Below are 20,884 nucleotides of genomic sequence, written 5' to 3'. Positions count from 1 at the left end.
TCGTTTTTTTTGTGACGTCAGAAAGTTACATAGATGGTTCCATTACCTCCCTAACTGGATGCTGGTGTGCTCATATTTCTATAGTAATCAGTCGCCCTTATCTTATATAGTATGCCAACTGTATCATAATCTTCTGTATAATTATTTGCGGCAAATACTTTATGTTTTCAATCTGTATTCTAATTTAAAATAAAAAGGGAATGACGTATTATGTATCCATAGGCTCGAAACAACCGGGTTATTCTTGTTGTTTATTTACTTGATTATCTAGGAATATATCGCTTAGTTTCAACTCAGAAAGCTCTTTGGTATGATAAGGGAAATTTCCCTAATATTTATGCAATAAATTCGAAGTGTAAAACATGTGGTAAAATTACGGGGTGGTGGACAACTTTTGCTGTCCACGACCTTAATTCAGTCATACCATGTTACTTCTTAAGCAGCTTCTTGAGCTCCTTCTGAAGTTTCTTCGCAAACGTAACGGCCTCGTTGAGGTGTTCATGGGCAGGTACCGCCTTGCCGTTGATCTTGATGCCCATGCCGGCTTCCTTCATCCGCTCTGGACCACCGCAAACAAGGAAGATCTCTCCCGCACAGACTTCAACAGTTTCCTGCTGTTGCTTGGTAAGACCATCCACACATTTGTAGATGCTAGAAATGCCGGCTGAATATCTTCGGTAAACTGCTTAGCGGCATCACTCTTCGGATCAATAGCGATGAGACGATCCAGGATCTTCTTCTGTTCTGCCTTATTGCCCATAAGCTTAGCCATGGTTGATCTTTCTGTCTTTATATGTTGAGTAGGAAGATTTCTTCCCTGTCAGTAGTATATATTTCTTATAATAATGAAACAACTCTATCTTTTAAAAAACATAAATAGTAGACAATCACAAGACGGCAAACAACTTCTGCTGTTTCTATTTATTGAAGAAAGAGCAGGGTGTTTTTTTATTTTCAGGGACTATTTTGTTATTAACTTGATAGTATGATGGTCTCCCTCAAACTTGGTGTTGTAAATAAAAGAGAGCGCTAAAGAGAAGAAAGGATAGATTTTTATTCTGTTCATCTACCCTTGAAATGGAATGTGTGAAGTCTAATTGTTTCTGGGCAATGGGATAGTTTAAGATGGATTACCCAATTCTGTTAATGAACTTGTGACCCAATGAATCAATGGTAACTGCACCTACACCAAACATGGCTAGTTTTAATTCGAGTTCCACTTGAGCCATTCGTTCTACTAATTTGGATGGCTCATCTACTGCATCGCGAAGTAAAAAACGGCCAAAGCCAGCAAGATTTGCTCCAAGGGCGATGGACTTGGCAACATCGACACCTGACTGAAGACCACCACTGGCAATCAAAAATCCATTTAGTACTTTCTTTCTAACATCATATATACAATCAGCCGTTGGAATACCCCAGTCTAAGAAGGCATCTGCTGCTCTTTTTAAGATAGGAGTGGAGCGAAAGCTCTCTACCTGACTCCAAGATGTACCACCTGCACCTGCAACATCGATAAAATGCACACCACAATCGTATAGTTGTTTTGCTAGTGATCCATGTATACCCCAGCCCACTTCTTTCACTCCGACAGGTACATCCAGTTTCTTGGATAGCGCTTCTATTTTTTGCAGTAGTCCTGCGAAATTGGTATCTCCGTTCGGTTGAAATACTTCTTGCATAGGGTTTAGATGAAGAATAAGTGCATCTGCATCAGCGATTTCCACAATCTGACGACACTGATCTAAACCTATCCCTCTGTTTAATTGGATAGCACCCAGATTAATAAGTATAGGTATATCAGGTGCAAAAGGACGCATCTGAAATGTTGCATGTGTCTCTGGATTTTCAATCGCAACACGCATGGAACCAAGAGCTAAAGCCCAGCCTCTTTCTTGAGCGGCAGTAGCAAGAACACGGTTTATATTGCCCGTTTCGTGTGTTCCGCCTGTCATTGAACTTACTAACAAGGGAGTAGCTAAGGTTTTATCTAAGAAGTTTGTTTGAAGAGAGATCGAATCAAAATCGATCTCAGGTAGTGCTTGATGCTCAAAGCGATATCGTTCAAAACCAGTCGTAATTCCTTTCCCTGTTACATCTTCATTTAATACAATCTGTACATGCTCAGCCTTGCGTTGTTTTGTATCTTGTTGTGGTGCCATTATCCATCCATCGCTCCTATTTTCAATTAAAGCTAGCAAAATACTCATCCATACCGAACTTATTCGTGTTCTTGATTAATCATATGATAAGCAGTCATTACAAGCCTGTCCCACATTTCTTCTCGTACTTTCTCATCCATACCGACTTCTTGTAGTGCAGAAGCCATACAAGCTAACCATGCCTCAGCAGTTTTTGGATAGATAGGGAAGGGAAGGTGTCTTGCTCGTAAACGAGGATGACCTCTTTTTTCTGTATAGATAGGAGGACCACCAAAAAATTGACTGAGAAAAAGAAATTGCTTTTCCATAGTTTCAGTGAGATCTTCGGGAAATAAATGTTTTAACTCAGGATGTGCTTGCACACGAGGATAAAAGGCTTCTACGATTTTTTGAATCGTCGCTGCCCCTCCTATTTTTTCATAAACAGATTGCATGATATATATTCCCTTTCTAAATATCTATGTAACAATTCGTTTCATTCCACTCCTACAATTTCCAAAAGCTCTCGCATTTCTTCGATCCAATAGGTAGGCTGATGATTTTTGACATCTTCTACGTGCAAACTCCATGCAACGCCAACAGAATCAATACCTGCACGCTCAGCTGCTAATATATCATAGCGACTATCTCCAACAAAAAGCGTTTCCTTGGCACTTACATGTAACTGTTCCATTGCCAGAAGCAACATATCAGGATGAGGTTTATTGCGTTCTGCTTCCCCTTCACAAATTATGGTTTTCATCCATTTCTCCATGCCAAAACGTCTTAGTCCTTGCTCTACTGCTACGCGGCGTTTGTTGGAAGTGACACCCATTGTTATTCCGTATTCATATAATTTTTCTAAACAGGAGAGGACATGAGGGAACTCTTCTACTAATCGGTCATGTTCCGTTTCATTGAACAAACGGTATGTTTTTACCATTTCATCTGCTTGAACAGGATCAAAAAAATGCATCTGATCTGTCAATGGCTCTCCCATGATTGGCATGACATCTTCTCTTGTAAATTTATTGGGGCAGTGAATATCAAACGTATGTTCAAAAGAAGCTAATATGAGTTCGTTTGTATTGATCAGTGTACCATCCAAATCAAATAGGACTGTGGAATATCGCATAATGAATCACCTCTCTCTAATGGTACTACAAATAATAGGTGGTTTCCTAATTCTTTCATCCAATAACAAAAGCTAATGACGGATTTAAAACCGTTAATAACCAAATCAACGAGCGGATAACATCATATCCTAAGAAATGCATAATTAAAAAAGCCAATTTTCTTATACAGATAAAATTGGCTTATGATCATGTAATTAATTCTAATCGTAAAGTATTTTATTAGTATTGATGAAATCGGGTTTTTTCAAAATTCTCTTTTATTAAGCAGTTCCTCTCTTTTTTTTGAATTAGCAGTAATTTCTGTTTATGGTTCCTTGATTTCTTGCACTAACACTTTTGTGTTCTGTATTAACTTTTAATAAACCACAGACGTGACCAGTCAAACAACTTTCCGGGATCCGTTTTCCTATTAGGTGCGTATTCATCATGTCCTATAATATGTTTTCTGTCCTTTTTAATAGATGGATGATGTTTAAATATCTTATTCAATAAAATGTTTAGTGAACGGTATTGAGCATCTGTATATCCTATATTTTTAGATGAGATCAAATGGTATGTACTCTCTGACATCATGGGCAACATTTCATTGCGGGTTCCAATTCCTAATAATTCTATCCCGATAGAATACTCATTCATTTTATTTTTATATGCTGGTAATCCCGGCAGCTCTCCTTTTCCTGCGTGAAATGCAACTCGATTTTCATCTACCAAAAGGTAGATGGTGCCGTCTCGTGCAATCGTATAATGGGAAGAAGTCCCAGAGTTAACGAAAATACGATAAATTTCTTGTATATGATAGGGATTCTGAGGTTTGATTGCGGCATTTGAAATAAAATGAATTAGCACATGAGTGACTTGTTTCGTTCGTATTTTGGAATTTTGTGATGGAAGGGACAGATTTTTAATTTCAACATTAGATTCCTGTGTTATCACGAGACCTATTACTAACGCCAAAATGAATAAACACGGCGCAAAAATGACCAAAAAAGAATTTTTCATTATAATCGTATTCTCCTGAGTTATTTCGAAAGGATGATAAAAATGTAAGATTACTTTGTGTTAATTGATATTATACTATTATTTTGAAAAATGAATCAACAATTTGATAGTTCCCTTTTCCTTGTATATTATTCTGTTTGTTCTAAAAATTTGTATAATTATTCTCCAATGTTGCTCCGCAAAACAGACAAACCTTAATAATAAATTTCAATGTGAAAATAGATGGAATCAACTTATACTCTTCACCGTAGAAGACAAAACAAGCCATAGGAAGAATACACATTTTAATTTAATTTCCCGAACTATTTGTTATCAAATTGGTTTCTGACTCCAATTTTAGATGGAGAAATCAGAGTTACAGATACGGAAGAAATTCGAATCTTACTCCAATCTTGAAAATAGACATCATGAAAACTCAGTTTCTGTATCCCAATCCACTATCTTAACCAGTTGAAAATCCTTTTCGTGATTCTCCTCTGTTTTTTTCTGCACTTTTTTGTATAGGTATCAGATTTCCTACAGTCGTTGCATTGATTGGGAATGTGGTTAAGCAGCTAGTAGGTTGCAAAAGCAAAAAGCCATCCGTTGGATGACTCGCTCTATGTACTTCCCTCATTTTTTGGTGTCTGGACAGCAGTTATACTGCCCAGACTTTGATTCCACGACGATCAGATCGTCAAAGGTTGTGTGCTGTTATTACTTCTTGTTTTTGTTGTTCTTGTTGTTCTTCTGCTTTGGAATCCTAGGGATCGCAGGGCAGCCGCAGAAATTGGGATCTCCACCACAGCTACACGTTTCACCACTCATAGTTCGAACCTTTCGATAGTTCTTCAACTCCGAGGATATGGATCACTCCTAATCATAACCTATTTTTCATATTTTTAGAAGAGAAGAATGGAGGTTATCGCAATTTTATCAATCTGCTTCATGTCCTTTCGTTTATGTGTAGAAAAAACAGATAGGGAGATGAGGCTGGTTTGATATGTGAATCATATTTGTTTTAGGATTTCTCAATTGGTTTTGGAGCGAGAAACAGGAGATTTTCTTGAGACTGAAAAGCCTTTATTTATAAGGGTTCTGGGCTGCGGAAGCATAATAGGTTACAAAATATTTGTTTTGTAACCCTATTTGAGGTAAAAAGAGGGGTTAGAAGGCATAGCCATCAAGTTAAGAGAAATTGAATGTAAAGGAATACTCAAACAAGGAGTACAGCTTTCGAGGAATAAGAGGGTACACACCATCGGACGAGAGCAGCTACCGTCTCACTACTCCTATTAAAAGTGAACATAAGAACACTTTTAAAATTATTAAATACAAGGTATAGTGTAGGGTAAGAAAGGTCAGAACCACAACCCAAGAAAAGGAACCGTGATGGCTGAGTTCATCGATCCCACCTCTCCGGATCGTTTCTCCATCCTCTCCAACAAATGGCTCATGCTGGAGACAACGACCACATGTGTGCAATTTCGCGGATGCAGTACTCCATCTGGCTACGGTGTGAAGGAGTACATGACCGACGATCACATCGTGACGGTCGACGAGCAGGGGAACCGGTTCATGGCGAATCCCAAGTCGCTGAACGACAGCAGCCAACTCCGAGCCGGAACTGCCTATGGCTTCGTGGTGAAGTTCTTCGGCAACGAGAACTCATTCGGGGATCATCGCTATAGGAAGTGTTTCACCCTCGGAGTGTGGCTCTCGTTCGACGAACAGGGATACCTCGTCATTGCCGGAACCAACCAGAGGATCATGCTTCACGAGTAACTCACTGAATGCCTCTCGTTCCTCTTCTTGTCGAAAGAGTTTCTGGCTCTGCTCCATTCTGTACATTACATGCAGGATGGAGCAGGCAATTTCAGAATCGATGCCACCCCTACATGAAAATTGGTAGATTGAAAAGCATGCCAAACAAGCCTATCTAGGCTTGTTTTTAAAAATTATGCACTTTCGCAATGGATAGGTTAAACTCATAGACAACACCCAATATGTCAAAGATCGTTTTTTCTTATACCGGTGAGACTTTCTCCCATTCTTCTTTAGCAGGTGAAAGAGGTGAAGAAGGATCTTTGCATATGCTTAGGTGTTTTTCTGTATAGCCTGATGGAATAAAGAAAAAATGGGTTTGAATTATATAGAAAGCCTTATATTCGCTTAACTCGATGTGTTTTTTACGTAGCAAAAGCTCTCGCATTTGAAACAAGGTAGTGGGACAAATAAGAATGGCAATAAGATGCTCATACAAGTGACATTCCAATCTCTCCTGTTTTACATTCTTACATTGGTCAATCTGAAAAAAGATTTCCATGTTTTAAATACGATCTCGATCTGCAAACGCAGGGAATAAAGATGGTGGATATGGTTTATCATCTAAGTGAGAATGCGTTCTTAAGCCTCAATTAGCAAAAAGAAAGATATGGAACAATGGAAAGCAACAAAGCAATCAATGATAAATAATCTGAATATTATGAATGAAATGAGCGTGCAGACTATCGACCATTCGATAGTCTTGTAACCAAATAATCGGACATTTGTGTCCGGGATTAGCTGATCACAGGCACATACGCCACACTCAACCGATACGACCCTCAAGGAGATTGAGGAGCTGGTTGAACTCGTCAATCTTCATCTTGAGCATGCCCTTGACGATTCCCGCTTCCGTATTGAGGAGATGAACGATATCCACCTCAACGCGGAGATCACCGACCTGCACCCGAACGGACTCGCCGAGCAGGTGAGTCTCGAGAGAGAGGAGTTTCTTCTCCTTCTTGGTTCCATTGCGAGGGGTGAACTCGAAGTACTGCTTCTCCCCTGCCTTGATATTGCGGAGTTCCCTCGCGGTCAGGCGAAGGACACTAGGGCGGCCATCCGGACGGAAACCGCTGTGCATGATTCCCTTGACGCCGTTGAACTCGATGCCTTCGAAGGTCGCATGATTCCTGTTGATTTCGATGATGTTGAAAGCTGCAATAATCATTGTATCTCCTAAAAAAATGCATCGGGAATGTCTTCTGTATGCTAATCTTTATGTTATCAAATCTGCATTTGCAACTCAATGAATGCTTGAAAAAAATGACTATGGAACTTATTTTATTCAAATTTTGTAATATCCGATTTTGGGGAAATTTCTACGTTTATTATTTAAACTTATTTCTAGAAATCTTTTAAACCTAGTCATTGTCCAAGATGTAACAAAGACGATGAGCTATCATTGTGTAGGCGAAATTTATATCTATGGGAGAGAGAAAACCCCGAGTTTCAGCAATGGGGATGAAAGCGAACGCCAGACTAGGGAGGAGTATTTTTTCCCCTCTCATACCATGACATTTTTTGAAAAAAGATCTTTACAAACACCTATGCGCATGGTTATGCACCATGCGCAGCGATAACCATGCTGCTTAAGGGATTAATGGAACATATAAACCATGGGGCTCACGGGGTTAGCTTGGTAATGAAGTGGTCATGAGACTACCGTCTCCCAAGAATCCCCCGCATTCATGTGTTGGAAGTGGTCAAAGAAGAAATATCGAGTACTTACAAAAGAGCATTAAAAAAAGACACTCAAATGATGTCTTTTTTCATTAATGATTCAATGTGATTTTTTGTTCTATTTAACTCTGCTTTCATGATGAAATATCCTAAGTACGCGTAAAGATCACAAAGCTTTTCGCGCTCACAAGTTTTTACAAAATTGATATAGGTAGAAAGTTCTACTCCTGATAATTCTTCCAGCTTTTGAAAGAAGATCAATAACTTATGTCTGCTGATATTCTCATCATGTAAAAATTTCGACAGCTCTATTTGTGGGTTGTCTTGAATTACTTTGTATATGATATCTTTAATTTTCATAACCATAGATTAAAATTGTGCCTGATGGAGTCTTGAATATACTAACGTTTTCAAGATGAATAGAGCCTTTTTCATGACCTTCGATGGGTTCTATGTCTATCTCTAATGAGGATTGGTTTAAATCTGATAAAGATATTCCTAATAGATTTAACATATAAGACACTCCTTTTCCTTCATTGTGTCATTGGTAAAATTATAAAATTTAATATAAAATATTTCAATATTTATATTTTTTATATTAATAAGTAATATATTTTCCATAATGAGAAGGATGAAAGTAATTTTTCTGGAATACGTAATATAAATTAAATTTTTGTATTACGGAGGTTGTGCAGAATGAATAGAAAACTGTTAGGAGCAAAATTGAAAGAGAGAAGAAGAGAGCTTAAAGAGAGTATGGACAGTATTTCTGATGAATTTATTTCAGCTTCAACAGTCGGAAATATTGAAAGAGGGTTACCAAATGTTGCACAAGAAAAAATTCAATACTATGCAGAGAAACTTGGATTAGGGAAAGAGCTTTTTGGAATCTTGAGTGAGGCAGAGCGAAGAGAGAAAGAGTTAGAAGCAAAACTTTCTAAATTAGATGGAGTTTTAACTGCTGACCTTGACGCATCTATGAAGCAATTAGAAGAACTAAGTTTCATAAGCAAAGACAGCAAACTTTCCCCTCAATATCATCTTTTACTTGGTAGATGTTGTTTTCTAAAGAGAACAATAAACGGAGAAAAGATGTTGTATAAAGCTCAAAAACATTATAACGAAATTCTCAATTTACTTCTGAAATCGTTAGAACCTGACGAGGCTAACTTGAGAGCAGCTACTTTAAACGAATTAGGTAGAACTTTTTATTATTTGAGGGATTATACCAAAGCGTTAGAGTGTACAGAGAAAGGGATAGATGCATATAGGGAAACGGGTAAACGACAAGCAACCATGTTTTATCTTTTGGTCAATAAAGCGATGTATTTGGAGCATTTAAATGAGGATGAAAGAGCTTTACAAACGCTCGAAGAACTTTGGGAAAAAATATCTAGTTCAAATCCAACGAAAATACTTGCCGTATTGAGGTTAGAAACGTTTTTGCAAATTCATATTAATTTTGCAAAGGTACTTAATAAAGTCAAGCATTATCAAAGAGCACTTGAATTTGCAGAAGCGGGTGTTAATATTGCGAGGCAAAATAATAACTATGATAAGTTAGCTCTACTTTGGACTATGATAGGAACTATCTATGAAGAGAGGAATATTAATGAAGCAGTTCAGCATTACCTAAACGCATTGAGCATAAGAGAGAAGGTAAAGGAACAAAACATAGTTTACGCACTAAAAAATCTTGGATTCCTTTATATAAAAATGAAACAGTTTGAGGAATCACAGAAAGTTTTAGAAGAAGTTATTGAAATAGCAGGGAAACGAAAAGATGAGGTTACGATTTTAGATACATTGATGGTGCAAGGTACATGTTATCGTGAACAAGGTTTGTACTTAGAATCCATACCATCATATAAAAATGCACTAGAACTATCTGTAAAGCATAAGTTATTAGAAAAACAGTATGAAAATATTGTTAATCTGTGCTATTGTTATAAAAAAACAAACAATATGGATGCTCACAATTATTATTTGAAAAAGACATTTGAGCTTCAAGTTAGTATGATGGAATTGGAAGCAACCCATCAATGAGGCTAGGAGGTGTCCTTTAATGCGTTGCAGTGGACCGGACGATACAATTGGAATTGACTAGACTTTTGATGAAGAACCTGTATTTCATACAGGTTCTTTTTTGTGCTTATATTTTGTAAAAGGTTAGGTATATGCAGATTTAATCTATTTTTGAATAATTCCATAATAATTGATGGTGTCTTTTATTTCTGGTAGTAAATAAAATGTAATGTTGTAATATTCAGAATGAAATAAAAGCATAATAAAATGATATTGGTTACGAAGGGGGTGAACTTCATGCATATTTTTAAGCTGTCTCGCTGGAAAGCTCCAAAACCAAGTCATTGTCCTCAGTGTTACAAAGATGATGAGCTGATGTGGGAAAAAGGCGAGTGGAAATGTGCTCGATGTAGGCGTATTATAGAGCCGGATTAGTTTATAAGATTTCGACAAAACCTGTTCACCTTTGACAAACCACTTTCATATAAAATGGCTTCAACAAGAAGTTTAATTAAGGGAGTGGTTCTTTTTGTCTAAAGCAAAGCGAGAACATGAAGCTTTTTTAGAAGGATACAAACTAGCTCTAGTAATAAGTTCATCTAGCAAATATTTTGAAGAAGTATCAAAATTAGATTACCCAAGAATAACACCTTTTGATATTGGACCCGACAGCCATATCTTTTTCCAAACAGCAGAACAAAAACAGGAATATCAAAGAAAGATTAAAGGAGTAGAGTGGGGAACCTATGATTTTCATAAGATTGTGGGTGAAACATTAGGTTTTCCTAAAAAGAGCGTTAAGTATTATGCTAGTATGCGAGTTTTAGAAAATGAGATAGGTCATTATCCAGATGAAGAGAGAAGAGATAGTGTAGGGGTAGAGTGGGCTGGTTTCTTTTTCTCATCTCATATTGATTTTGTGATACAAGAGATTAAATGGCTTTTTGATACATACAAACATGAAAAGGCAGTTGGTTTACCCGTTTCTATTTGGGTAGCAGGTTTCGATACTCCTGATATTCCTTATGGAGACTTTAAAAGAATGAATATGATTGTAAACAAACTTCAAGAATTTAGAAAACAAAAAGCAACAGTGACTGCATAACTGGGAGAGGTCTTTTTCATGCGAAAGCGTGAACACTTTTCCTTTTTAGATGGATACAAACTTGCCTTATTAATATCACCAAGAAGTCCATTTTTTGAAGATGTAGCAGTATCCGATTTTCCAAAAATAACACCTTTTGATGAAGAACCTGGAAGCCACATCTTTTTTCAAACAGAAAAGCAGACAGAAGAGTATCAAAGAAAAATAAAAGGTGTTGCATTGCGTTCTTATGATTTTCATATGATTGTTGGTGAAAATCTTGGTTTTCCAAAGAGAAGCGTTGAATATTTTGCAAAAATGAGAGCTTTGGAAGATAAGATAGGTTATTATCCAGAGGATGAAAGGCTAAATGGATTAGGTATTATATGGGCTGGTTTTTTCTTTGCTTCTCATCTTGATTATGCAGAGCAAGAGGCGAAATGGTTATTTGATACATATCAACATGAAAAAGCGATTGGATTGCCGTTATATATATGGACAAAAGAATCTAGCTATAAGGCAGTCAGAGAGCAAAAAGAAATGGCAACTGCATAAAACTAGTTAGAAATTTTGAATTGGAACATTTGAATAAAAGATCATACAAAACTTGTCCGACTTTAACAAACTACTTTCATATAAAATGGCTTCAACAAAAATATAGATAGATGGAAGTAGTTCTTTTTGTCCAAACCAAAGTGAGGATACAAAGCGTTTCTAGTAATGATGCTTTCTCATTAGTCCAAACCGATGAATTCAAATCTTCATGTTATCAATAAGGAGTTTTATCAGATAATGTAGTGAATGATTTTGTTGTGTATGGTAAATTTACAATGAATAACTTGTCCGACTTTTGATGAAAACAAAATCTTAATCCCGAACAAACACAATTTTGTCACACTAGTATGTGACGAAATTGTGTTTTTGTTTTCTTGCGGCTGCTTTGTAAGCGCTTTACAATGAAAGCGAAGATATATTTTTACAAATTCAACTAGAGGGAAGGGGTTGCTTAGAATGGCTGCTCAATCAATGGAAACATCCAGCCTAAAGGTGAGAATCCAAAAATTTGGGCGTTTTTTGAGTGGTATGGTAATGCCCAATATTGGTGCATTCATTGCATGGGGACTTATTACTGCTTTATTTATTCCTTCAGGTTGGCTACCAAATGAAAAAATAGCTGCGTTAGTTGATCCTACTATTAAATATTTGTTGCCACTTCTTATTGGGTATACAGGCGGAAAGCTCATTTATGATGTGCGTGGAGGTGTCATAGGGGCTCTCGCTACAATCGGGGTAATAGCAGGTGCCGAAGTTCCGATGTTTTTAGGTGCGATGGTAGCAGGTCCGCTTGGCGGTTATATCATAAAAAAAGTAGACTCTCTTTTTGAAGGAAAAGTTCGCACAGGTTTCGAGATGTTAGTGAATAACTTTTCGGCTGGAATCGTTGGAGCGATTATTATGATCATTTCCTATTTGGGAATAGGTCCTATTGTCGCGGCAATATCTGCTGTTTTAAGTGCTGGTGTAAAAGTCATCGTAGGAATGGGTCTTTTGCCGCTGGTTAGTTTACTTATCGAACCAGCAAAAGTGTTATTTCTTAACAATGCCATCAATCACGGGGTCCTTTCTCCTTTAGGACTACAAGAGGCTGCGGAGACTGGAAAATCGATCTTCTTCTTGTTAGAAACAAACCCAGGTCCAGGGCTTGGACTGCTTTTAGCTTATTGGATCTTTGGGAAAGGTGCTACCAAACAATCTGCGCCAGGGGCTGCGATTATTCATTTTTTTGGCGGTATTCATGAGATATATTTTCCTTACATTCTAGCAAATCCTCGTTTGATTCTTGCGACCATTGCTGGTGGTATGAGTGGAGTCTTTACCTTCCAACTATTTGGAGCAGGTTTAGTAGCGACTCCTTCTCCTGGCAGCATCTTTGCTTTGATGGCAATATCGCCAAAAGGGGGACTCTTTCCAGTTTTACTAGGTGTTGTGATCAGTACAGCTGTCAGCTTCTTAGTAGCGACCCTTCTCATCCGCACTTCTAAAAAGAATGAGGAGGATATAGAGAAAGCACAGGTAAAAATGAAAGAAATGAAAGCACAGAGCAAAGGTCAAGTATTAACAAATACAAATAGAGACGTTAAAAAAGTTGTTTTTGCTTGTGATGCAGGAATGGGATCAAGTGCCATGGGTGCTTCTATCCTTCGCAAAAAATTCCAAGATGCAGGTATATCGATCGAGGTTATCAATAAAGCTATAAATGATATTCCAGAAGATGCTGATATTGTAATCACACAAAAAACACTGACAGATCGAGCAAAAGCTAAGCACTCAGATGCAGAGCATATTTCCGTTGATAACTTTTTAAATAGCCCAAAATATGAAGAATTAAAGGAACGTTTCCGTAACTAATACTTGTAATGTATTGGAGAGCAGCATGAGAGAGATTCATTTTTCTTGTGCTTCTCTCATTTTAGGAGTTGGAAACATGAAACTCACTTTGAAGCAGCAAGCCATCTTATTAGAACTATTAAAACAGGGTGATGAATTTGTAAGTTTATCGGAGCTTGCCGAAAAACTAACAGTAAGTGTTCGTACCATTCAAAGAGAGATCAAAGGAATGGAAAAATTAATCCTTGAAGATTTTTCTCTCACTTTGGAAAGACAAATCGGAGAAGGAATTCGATTAGAAGGTTCTGAAACACAAAAGGAATATGTTAGGAAAAAAATAGAAGAAAGCAAACGAATCGATTTCTTTCCGTTTGAACGTAAAACCTTAATTCTTCAAACTCTTCTTACGGCAAATCAACCTATCAAATTAATGGCACTTGCCTTGCAATGTAAGGTAACAACAGCGACAGTGAGTAGTGATTTAGATGAGATCGAAAATTGGTTAAAAACCTTTCAGCTAGAAGTATCACGAAAACGAGGTTCCGGGGTGGAGATTTTAGGAACCGAATCATCTAAGCGTCAAGCGATGAGTAGTATGCTTGCAGATAATCTTAGTACAGATGAACTCATGCAACTTCTTCGTAATAGAAATGCTTCATCTAATGCTGAGGAAAATATCTCCCAACGTTTGCTTGGGCTAGTGGATCAAGATACGTTGCAAATGATAGAAAGAGAACTCAATAAAATATTTGAGCAAATGAAATATCCTCTAGCTGATAGTGCTTATATCGGGCTTAGTGTTCACTTAGCACTTGCTCTTGAACGCATTAAGAATGGGGACGCCATTTCATTTAACTCAGATACATTAAAAGAATTACAGGGTTCGATGGAATACAAAGTTGCGAGCGAAATTGTCAAACGATTGGAGAAGGAATTTGGTTTTCCTATACCAGTTGACGAAATTGGTTATGTCACCATGCATTTGATGGGTTCTAAACTAAGATCATCTTTTAAAGATGAATTAGTAGACATAGAACACTCCTTAGAACTAAAAAGTAAAGCGAAGGAAATTCTTGATCGATGTGCTTTGGAATTAAAGACCACTTGGGACTCAGATAATGAAGCCCTTGATGGGCTAACTACTCATTTGGGACCTGCACTCTTTCGAATCAAAACTCACATGTCTATTCGTAATCCCATGCTTCCTCTTATTCGTGAAAAATACAATAAGCTATTTTTGGTAGTGAAAAAGAATTGTATGGATGTTTTTTCACAAATAGACATTCCTGATGAAGAAATAGGATACATCGTGATGCATGTAGGTGCTGCGCTTCAATTATCCGATGCTGCATTCATCTGGCCCAATGCTTTTGTCATTTGTTCGAGCGGAATTGGAACATCTAGAATGTTAGCAAAACAGCTTAGACAAGAGTTTCCACAGTTTGAGAAGATCGAAAATATTTCTATGTTTGAATTAGATAAAGTCGATATAGATCATAGTATCCTGATCTCTACGGTCCCATTGCCCAAAATAGATTCTGAACACTATGTACTTATCAGCCCTTTTTTAACAGCAAGAGATAAAGAAAAGGTTCATCAATATCTTCGGCAAATTAGATTTAAACTTGGTTTGAACAGAGAGTCAAAAGATTTGAATCCTGTTCGGGAAAAAACGAACAAAATCCATGCTCCCATAACTCAAATGAAGAAATACACCCATATTGTTTATGAATTAATTCGTAATTTCCAATTGCTCTCTTTAGAAAATAAAGGGATAACCAAGCAAACCTCGCTAAAGCAAATTTGTTCTAATATTAATCCACAACTAACAGAAACGGAGGTAGAGTTATTAGTAGCTCAACTCCTCCATCGTGAGGAAATGGGAGGAATCGGCATTCCAAATGCGAATTTAGCGCTCTATCATAGTAGATCAGATATGATAAAAAAGATCTCTTTTCATATTTGTTCTCTACGTGAACCTTATGCGATTCATTCGATGACAGGAGAAGAGATTCAAGTGGAAAAGCTGCTATTTCTCCTTAGTCCTTCTAATGTGTCCAAAGAAAGCCTTGAAATTCTCAGTGAAATTAGTATCTTACTTTTAGATAAAACAGCTATTGATATTTTTCAAACAGGAACGAGAGAAAACATTGTTTTCTTTTTAGAACAACATTTTTCCCAATACATCATTCAGCAAATTCAAAGGAGAGATGATTTATGATGACAGAGTTGTTTACACCAGAAAAGATTAAATTAAATGCTCATTTTCGTGATAAATGGGAAGCGATTCGAGCAACAGGAGAGATCCTTGTAGAAGCTGGCCATATAAAAAATGATTATATCCCACAAATGATGGAACGAGAAAAATTAACGACTACTTATATGGGAAACGGACTTGCAATTCCTCATGGAACAAACGAAGCTAAACAATTTATTTCTTCAACAGGAATCTGTGTCATACAAGTACCTGAAGGTGTTGATTTTGGAGATGGCAATATCGCATATATTCTTGTAGGTATTGCGGCTATGTCGGATGAGCATCTTGACATTCTTTCTCAAATTGCGATCTTTTGTTCAGACGAAGAAAATGTAAAAAGACTTTCTCAAGCAAAAAGCAAAGAGGCAATCATTGAAATGTTTCAAGGAGGCAACTAAAATGAAAGCTTTACATTTTGGTGCTGGAAATATCGGCAGAGGTTTTATCGGTTTGATCCTTCAGCAATCAGGTTTTGAAGTAACCTTTGCTGATATCAATGAAAAAGTAATAGAGGAACTAAATTATCGGAAAGAATACCAAGTTGAAATTGCAGATACCACTCATGAAACTTTCATAGTAACAGGTGTACAAGGCATTCATAGTCAAAAGGAACCAGAAAAACTTTTCCATGCAATGACCGAAGCAGATCTGATAACTACTGCTGTTGGGCCCAGTGTTTTAAGATATTTAGCTCCAACTTTAGCGGAAGGTTTACGAAGAAGAGCAAAAAAAACACGTAGACCCCTCTCGATCATCGCTTGTGAAAATATGGTGAGAGGAACCTCCAAATTTCAAGCATTCATTCAGGAACATCTTTCTTCAGAAGAACAAATAGCTCTTCAAAGTAATGTCCATTTTTTAGATGCAGCAGTAGATAGAATTGTACCCATACAAGAAAATGAAGACCCTCTCTTTGTAGTAGTAGAACCATATTATGAATGGGTGATAGAAACCAAAGATTCATTTAGTAATCAACTATCTATACCACAAGCTATCTTTGTTGATGATTTACAACCATACATCGAACGAAAGCTATATACGGTTAATACAGGACATGCTGCAGCAGCATATCTTGGATATAAGAAAGGCTATAAGTGGGTCGCTGAGGCCATGAAGGATGAAGAGATTTTAAAGACAACAAAAAATGTTTTGAATGAAACAGGCTATATCTTGACAAAAACCTATCAATTGGATGAGAGAGAACATCAAAAATACATGAACAAGATTCTTTCGCGTTTCTGTAATCCCTATTTGCCAGATGATATCGTTCGTATAGCTAGGTCTCCCATACGAAAGTTACAACCAGACGATCGTCTAGTTGCGCCGGCAATCAAGTGCTTGGAATTGAAAATAGACCCTATTCATTTAGCCTATGTCATTGCTAGTGTGCTAAAGTATGACTATAAAGGAGATCCAGAGGCACAAGAGATGCAAGCGTATATCCAAGAACATGGTATAGAAAAGGCAATTCAAAGGTATACAGGAATTTCAGAGAATAGCAGGTTATTTCATTTAATACGGAAACATATATAATTCTTTTTTTAAGCTTATATTTATGTAGAGGCTGTTGGATAAAAGAAGTTTAAAGATGGTATAAAGCGCTTGCTGTATGTGCACCTACAGCACAAGTCGCTACTTAAGCCACTTATTGTGGCAAGTTGCGCTATGTTTTCTGTGTCTGTTGTTGAACAAACACAAAGGACACTCCACCCACATCCATATTCGTAAAATGCCCCCTGTGCAGACCGTGATATCTGTACAGAGGGCGCAGATTTTATGGGAAGCAAAATCATTCGCTCTTGCAAAAGATTTTGTCTTTTAATATAATTAGTTAGCACAGCTTTACGCTGTGCTCGCTTCGGCTACATGAAACTCCTGAAAAAGTTCCACATGTAGTTAAGCGCGATTTTGATTGCGTCCCATATGACATTGGGAATCATCCCCGCCAGGATGTTCCGAACGATGCCATTTTGGGGCGCTTTCGTTTCCTCAGAAGGTTGGTCGGATTCTATAGTAGTCTCGATTGTCTCGATATACTCCAGATCGACTGAGCCATCCTGATGGAAAGTGATGCGCTTTGTGCGGGAAACCCGCTCGATATGTCGCTCCATACTTTCACCCCCTTTTGGGGAAGACTAGATGGAGAGAGCAAAGAGACGAGTCTCCCTGATCTCCCCATCGGCACTACCTTTGCTCGGTTCAAAGGCACTGCGAATGGGGAGATCTGCTACATGGGTATACTTTTGGGGCTCTTGTAGTGATGCGGGTTGTGGAGAAAGCGGTGAGAGCAACGCTGGTTGCTCGATCAAGCACGTTTCCATCGACACAACTCTCACTATTATAGTAATAGAAAATATAAGTATTGGCAATCTTTTGATCTATCGTATAAAAAAGCCCCCTAGACGGGTATTTATGTCGAAAACCAAGTCATCCATATCGAACATTTGCAAGTGAAGAACATGGTGAAAAATCAGAAGCTGACGAAATCGATCACCGATGCATCTTGGTCGGAGTTTGTTTCGATGTTGGAATACAAAGGGGAAGAATATGGAATTAAATTGGTGAAAGCAGGAAAATCCTTTCCCTCCAGTCAGCTTTGTTCGTATTGTGGTCATCGAAACAAAGAAGTGAAGCATCTGAAGTTGCGAGCATGGACATGCTCCAATTGCAATGAGCACCATGACTGAGATATCCATGATGCCAAGAACATTTTGCAAGAAGGTAGAAGATTACTTGCCGTGGGGCTCACGGTTTAAGCTTGGTAAACTTCCTTGGAGTACCGAGGATTACCCAAGAATCCCACGGCTTTAGCCGTGGGGTTGTCAAGTACGGAATTACTTACAGATCGGTTAGGTGAGAAAATGGCAACAACACGCTTGTCTGCACGTCAACGACTATTAAATGTGGCTTCTGATTTGTTTTATCAGGAAGGTATTCGTTCAGTAAGTATGGATAAAATTGTGGAGAAGTCTGGTGTAAGTAAAGCTACTCTCTATCGGCATTTTCCAACTAAAGATGATTTAATTGTTACTTATCTGAAAGAACATGATCATCATATATGGCACCATTATGATGAAGCTATCCATCAACATGAAGGTTCAGCTAAAGCGCAGTTGTACGCTGTAATCGATGCGACGATTGAACTATTGAAGCCAAAATATTATCGAGGCTGCCCCTTTTTGAATGCACTCGCAGAATTTCCTGAAGAAAATCATCCTGCTCACCAGCTTGCTTTAGAATATAATAATCAATTACGTTTACGTTTATCTCATTTAAGTCAAAAGGCAGGTGTACGCGATGACAGCTGGACAGATCAATTACTGATGGTGATTAATGGAGCTTATTCTTCCGTTCCTGTGCTAGGTTTTGAGGGTTCTGCAGTACAACTAAAAACAATCACAACTCAACTAATAGAGCAGAAGCTAGCTGATAGGAATTAAAAAAATCAGGATGCAAAGTATGTAATGCAAACAGATTTTTTCATTCATTGACACAATACTAAACGGTATAGTATCATTTTATTCGATACTATACCGTTTAGTATTAGTTATTTTATCACTTGACAGTATATGAACAGGAGGATATAGATTTCTCGGATACAAATTTGTAAAAGAAAAAATTAGATAGTGAAGCTTATTAAAGGAGGATGTAATTTGAATAAAGTCACAGTTATCGGTTTAGGGCCCATGGGTACTGCTTTGTCAAAAGCATTGCTTAAAAGCGGAAATCATGTAACTATCTGGAATAGAACAAAGGAAAAGGCCGAAGTGCTTGTCCAAGAAGGAGCGGTTCTAGCTTCAAGTGTTGCTTCTGCAATAGGTGCCAGTACTACCATCATCATATGCGTTGCTAACTATGAGATTGCTGATAGTCTGTTGAATACGGAAGATGTAACTCCAGTTCTTGCTGGTCGAACTTTGATACAATTAAGTACGGGTACTCCTCAAGAAGCTCGTAACAGTGAAAATTGGATTCGAAACTATAAAGCGGAATATCTTGATGGAGCAATTCAGGCATGGCCCAGTCATATAGGACTACCTGATACCACCATACTCTTTTCAGGATCAAGTAATGTATTCCAACAGAACGAACAACTTTTAAAAAATATAGCTGGAAATCTGGTATATATGGGTGAATCGATTGGATCAGCGTCTGCGCAAGCACTGGCTGTAGTCTCCTATCTACTAGGAACTTGGTTTGGCTTTGCTCATGGTGCACATATTTTGGAATCAGAAGGACTTCCTGTGGACTCTTTCGGACATTTGATTGAAGCGATAGCTCCACTCCTCGGAGCTGAGGCTAAGCATCAAGGTAAAGTTATTGAGAATAACAAATTTGAAAATCCAGAAAGCTCCCTCCAAACTTCATTGGACAGTGTGGAAAGACTTGTGCAACAAGCGCATGAGGCTGGGATAAACGCTGATTACCCTTTATTTGCCATACCTATCATGAAACAAGCTCTTGCTAATGGCTTCGGAAATGAGGAAGTTTCATCTATTATAAAGATATTACGTAATAATAACTGATATATAAAAGGGCAGCTAGTTGTTTACAAAACCAGCTGCTTTTTTTCTAAAATTTTCACGTGTTGTAAATTCCAATGTAGTACAAAAGATGCAATTGAATACCAGACTTTAAGCAATGAAAAAGAGCTTGTGTATATTTTAAAAGTGCATTTTTTCGTCTAACCCCAGACCACAATGGTAAATCTGAATGGCAGTTATTTGCTATCCACATCTTTGAATGGAGATTGATAAAGACTCCTAAAAACATGTCATCTAATTCAAACCCCTACTTCTATTTAGAAGGAAGTGGTAGTATAACTTTGTTTATTTAAGGAAGTAATTCTTAACCTCTTGCCAGTTATTGACTCTAACATAGCCTGTTTCATTCACATTGTGGGGTGCTGTGAATAAGATTCCTTGACCAGAAAATCTGGCAAAATGTCTTGTGTGATCATCAATGAGATAGTCTGCTTTAATAATACTCTTATCACCACAAAAGACAAAGTTCATATCATCTAAAAAACCAAAGTGCTCTTTTAACCATTCATATTTGGCTGTAAACGATGTCGGATACTCCATAGCAGCAGTAGTGATGAAAACTTCGTATTGTTTGCTTAAGTCTTTGATTACTTCTTGGCTGTCTTTGATCACTGCTAAATCGCGAAAAAAAGTAGGTTCTGTTATGTAATTGCGAATTTCCATCTTCAAGTGAGGACGGTATTCTCTTAGTTTTTTTCCTTTTAAGTCTTCAATTGTAATATTTTCATTGAAGTCTCGATTGAAAAGTGCAAGATGTTTGGGTACAAAATCCGCCATTACTTCGTCCATATCAATCGCAATTCTTTGCATATACCTATTCCTCC

General features: G+C 37.6%; 24 protein-coding genes and 1 pseudogene. 12 read left to right on the top strand and 13 right to left on the bottom strand.

The genetic code is table 11. The features are described from left to right. Positions 1 to 428: 428 nt before the first annotated feature. The 6 genes from GSM42_RS21030 to GSM42_RS14220 all read right to left on the bottom strand — a co-directional run bounded on the left by GSM42_RS21030 (position 429) and on the right by GSM42_RS14220 (position 4,276). Entirely contained in the window at positions 429 to 554 is a 126-nt protein-coding gene (locus GSM42_RS21030; protein WP_275402156.1) for a hypothetical protein, read from the bottom strand. Further along, positions 551 to 772 carry a hypothetical protein gene (locus GSM42_RS14240; RefSeq protein ID WP_160802198.1) on the bottom strand — a complete coding sequence of 74 codons (222 nt, stop codon included), beginning with the start codon at positions 770 to 772 and terminating at the stop codon, positions 551 to 553. Before GSM42_RS14240 ends, GSM42_RS21030 begins: the two co-directional genes overlap by 4 nt. 358 nt (positions 773 to 1,130) lie before the next feature. Beyond that, positions 1,131 to 2,162: a type 2 isopentenyl-diphosphate Delta-isomerase gene (gene fni / locus GSM42_RS14235; RefSeq protein WP_237446614.1), complete on the bottom strand. Its 1,032-nt coding sequence runs from the start codon at positions 2,160 to 2,162 to the stop codon at positions 1,131 to 1,133. A gap of 59 nt (positions 2,163 to 2,221) precedes the next feature. Then, positions 2,222 to 2,596, bottom strand: a complete 375-nt coding sequence (locus GSM42_RS14230) for a globin domain-containing protein (RefSeq protein WP_160802196.1) — start codon at positions 2,594 to 2,596, stop codon at positions 2,222 to 2,224. Positions 2,597 to 2,637: 41 nt separating this feature from the next. Beyond that, the gene (ppaX, locus tag GSM42_RS14225) at positions 2,638 to 3,276 is read right to left on the bottom strand and encodes a pyrophosphatase PpaX (protein WP_160802195.1); all 639 of its coding nucleotides are present in this window, start codon (positions 3,274 to 3,276) and stop codon (positions 2,638 to 2,640) included. 349 nt (positions 3,277 to 3,625) lie between these two features. Beyond that, a complete protein-coding gene (locus GSM42_RS14220; protein WP_160802194.1) occupies positions 3,626 to 4,276 on the bottom strand; it encodes an N-acetylmuramoyl-L-alanine amidase in 651 nt (216 codons plus the stop codon). Positions 4,277 to 5,647: 1,371 nt separating this feature from the next. Between GSM42_RS14220 and GSM42_RS14215 the strand changes: the two genes are divergently transcribed. Continuing rightward, on the top strand, positions 5,648 to 6,040 hold the full coding sequence (locus GSM42_RS14215; RefSeq protein WP_160802193.1) for a hypothetical protein: 393 nt from the start codon (positions 5,648 to 5,650) through the stop codon (positions 6,038 to 6,040). Positions 6,041 to 6,206: 166 nt separating this feature from the next. Here GSM42_RS14215 and GSM42_RS14210 read toward each other — a convergent pair. From GSM42_RS14210 to GSM42_RS14195, 4 genes and pseudogenes are all read right to left on the bottom strand, one after another. Further along, a pseudogene (locus GSM42_RS14210) lies at positions 6,207 to 6,637 on the bottom strand (transposase); the annotation flags it as partial. A 208-nt stretch (positions 6,638 to 6,845) separates the two neighbouring features. Further along, a complete protein-coding gene (locus GSM42_RS14205; RefSeq protein ID WP_160802192.1) occupies positions 6,846 to 7,250 on the bottom strand; it encodes a hypothetical protein in 405 nt (134 codons plus the stop codon). Positions 7,251 to 7,834: 584 nt separating this feature from the next. Continuing rightward, complete coding sequence (locus GSM42_RS14200) at positions 7,835 to 8,122, bottom strand: hypothetical protein (RefSeq protein ID WP_160802191.1); 288 nt, start codon at positions 8,120 to 8,122, stop codon at positions 7,835 to 7,837. Then, complete coding sequence (locus tag GSM42_RS14195; RefSeq protein WP_160802190.1) at positions 8,112 to 8,276, bottom strand: hypothetical protein; 165 nt, start codon at positions 8,274 to 8,276, stop codon at positions 8,112 to 8,114. The genes GSM42_RS14200 and GSM42_RS14195 overlap by 11 nt, the downstream gene beginning before the upstream one ends. Before the next feature lie 182 nt (positions 8,277 to 8,458). Here GSM42_RS14195 and GSM42_RS14190 point away from each other — a divergent pair, with 182 nt between their 5' ends. From GSM42_RS14190 to GSM42_RS14155, 8 genes are all read left to right on the top strand, one after another. Continuing rightward, positions 8,459 to 9,808, top strand: coding sequence for a helix-turn-helix domain-containing protein (locus tag GSM42_RS14190; RefSeq protein ID WP_160802189.1), 1,350 nt, complete (start codon positions 8,459 to 8,461; stop codon positions 9,806 to 9,808). 276 nt (positions 9,809 to 10,084) lie between these two features. Beyond that, positions 10,085 to 10,222 carry a hypothetical protein gene (locus tag GSM42_RS14185; RefSeq protein ID WP_160802188.1) on the top strand — a complete coding sequence of 46 codons (138 nt, stop codon included), beginning with the start codon at positions 10,085 to 10,087 and terminating at the stop codon, positions 10,220 to 10,222. Positions 10,223 to 10,316: 94 nt separating this feature from the next. Next, positions 10,317 to 10,892, top strand: coding sequence for a hypothetical protein (locus tag GSM42_RS14180; RefSeq protein WP_160802187.1), 576 nt, complete (start codon positions 10,317 to 10,319; stop codon positions 10,890 to 10,892). Between the two features lie 18 nt (positions 10,893 to 10,910). Next, positions 10,911 to 11,426 (top strand): hypothetical protein, encoded by a 516-nt coding sequence (locus tag GSM42_RS14175; RefSeq protein WP_160802186.1) that lies wholly within the window; start codon positions 10,911 to 10,913, stop codon positions 11,424 to 11,426. Positions 11,427 to 11,882: 456 nt separating this feature from the next. Then, a complete protein-coding gene (locus GSM42_RS14170; protein ID WP_160802185.1) occupies positions 11,883 to 13,280 on the top strand; it encodes a PTS mannitol transporter subunit IIBC in 1,398 nt (465 codons plus the stop codon). 76 nt (positions 13,281 to 13,356) lie between these two features. Next, the gene (locus GSM42_RS14165) at positions 13,357 to 15,480 is read left to right on the top strand and encodes a BglG family transcription antiterminator (protein WP_160802184.1); all 2,124 of its coding nucleotides are present in this window, start codon (positions 13,357 to 13,359) and stop codon (positions 15,478 to 15,480) included. Then, complete coding sequence (locus GSM42_RS14160; RefSeq protein WP_160802210.1) at positions 15,480 to 15,914, top strand: PTS mannitol transporter subunit IIA; 435 nt, start codon at positions 15,480 to 15,482, stop codon at positions 15,912 to 15,914. Before GSM42_RS14165 ends, GSM42_RS14160 begins: the two co-directional genes overlap by 1 nt. Before the next feature lies 1 nt (position 15,915). Further along, complete coding sequence (locus tag GSM42_RS14155; RefSeq protein WP_160802183.1) at positions 15,916 to 17,049, top strand: mannitol-1-phosphate 5-dehydrogenase; 1,134 nt, start codon at positions 15,916 to 15,918, stop codon at positions 17,047 to 17,049. Between the two features lie 329 nt (positions 17,050 to 17,378). Here GSM42_RS14155 and GSM42_RS14150 read toward each other — a convergent pair whose 3' ends face one another. Together GSM42_RS14150 and GSM42_RS14145 are read right to left on the bottom strand one after the other, a co-directional pair. After that, positions 17,379 to 17,627 (bottom strand): hypothetical protein, encoded by a 249-nt coding sequence (locus GSM42_RS14150; protein ID WP_160802182.1) that lies wholly within the window; start codon positions 17,625 to 17,627, stop codon positions 17,379 to 17,381. A 24-nt stretch (positions 17,628 to 17,651) separates the two neighbouring features. After that, entirely contained in the window at positions 17,652 to 17,837 is a 186-nt protein-coding gene (locus GSM42_RS14145) for a hypothetical protein (protein ID WP_160802181.1), read from the bottom strand. Between the two features lie 87 nt (positions 17,838 to 17,924). Here GSM42_RS14145 and GSM42_RS14140 point away from each other — a divergent pair, with 87 nt between their 5' ends. The 3 genes from GSM42_RS14140 (at position 17,925) to GSM42_RS14130 (ending at position 20,042) form a co-directional block, all read left to right on the top strand. After that, the gene (locus GSM42_RS14140; RefSeq protein WP_338055309.1) at positions 17,925 to 18,203 is read left to right on the top strand and encodes a zinc ribbon domain-containing protein; all 279 of its coding nucleotides are present in this window, start codon (positions 17,925 to 17,927) and stop codon (positions 18,201 to 18,203) included. A gap of 174 nt (positions 18,204 to 18,377) precedes the next feature. Further along, on the top strand, positions 18,378 to 18,956 hold the full coding sequence (locus GSM42_RS14135; protein WP_160802179.1) for a TetR/AcrR family transcriptional regulator: 579 nt from the start codon (positions 18,378 to 18,380) through the stop codon (positions 18,954 to 18,956). A 213-nt stretch (positions 18,957 to 19,169) separates the two neighbouring features. Further along, entirely contained in the window at positions 19,170 to 20,042 is an 873-nt protein-coding gene (locus GSM42_RS14130; RefSeq protein ID WP_160802178.1) for an NAD(P)-dependent oxidoreductase, read from the top strand. A 303-nt stretch (positions 20,043 to 20,345) separates the two neighbouring features. Here GSM42_RS14130 and GSM42_RS14125 read toward each other — a convergent pair whose 3' ends face one another. Continuing rightward, positions 20,346 to 20,870: a 5' nucleotidase, NT5C type gene (locus tag GSM42_RS14125; RefSeq protein ID WP_160802177.1), complete on the bottom strand. Its 525-nt coding sequence runs from the start codon at positions 20,868 to 20,870 to the stop codon at positions 20,346 to 20,348. Between the last annotated feature and the right edge of the window lie 14 nt (positions 20,871 to 20,884).

This window comes from Shimazuella alba, assembly GCF_009831235.1.
GTDB classification, from domain to species: Bacteria; Bacillota; Bacilli; order Thermoactinomycetales; family Thermoactinomycetaceae; genus Shimazuella; species Shimazuella alba.
This window is presented reverse-complemented; position numbering and strand designations above follow the sequence as displayed.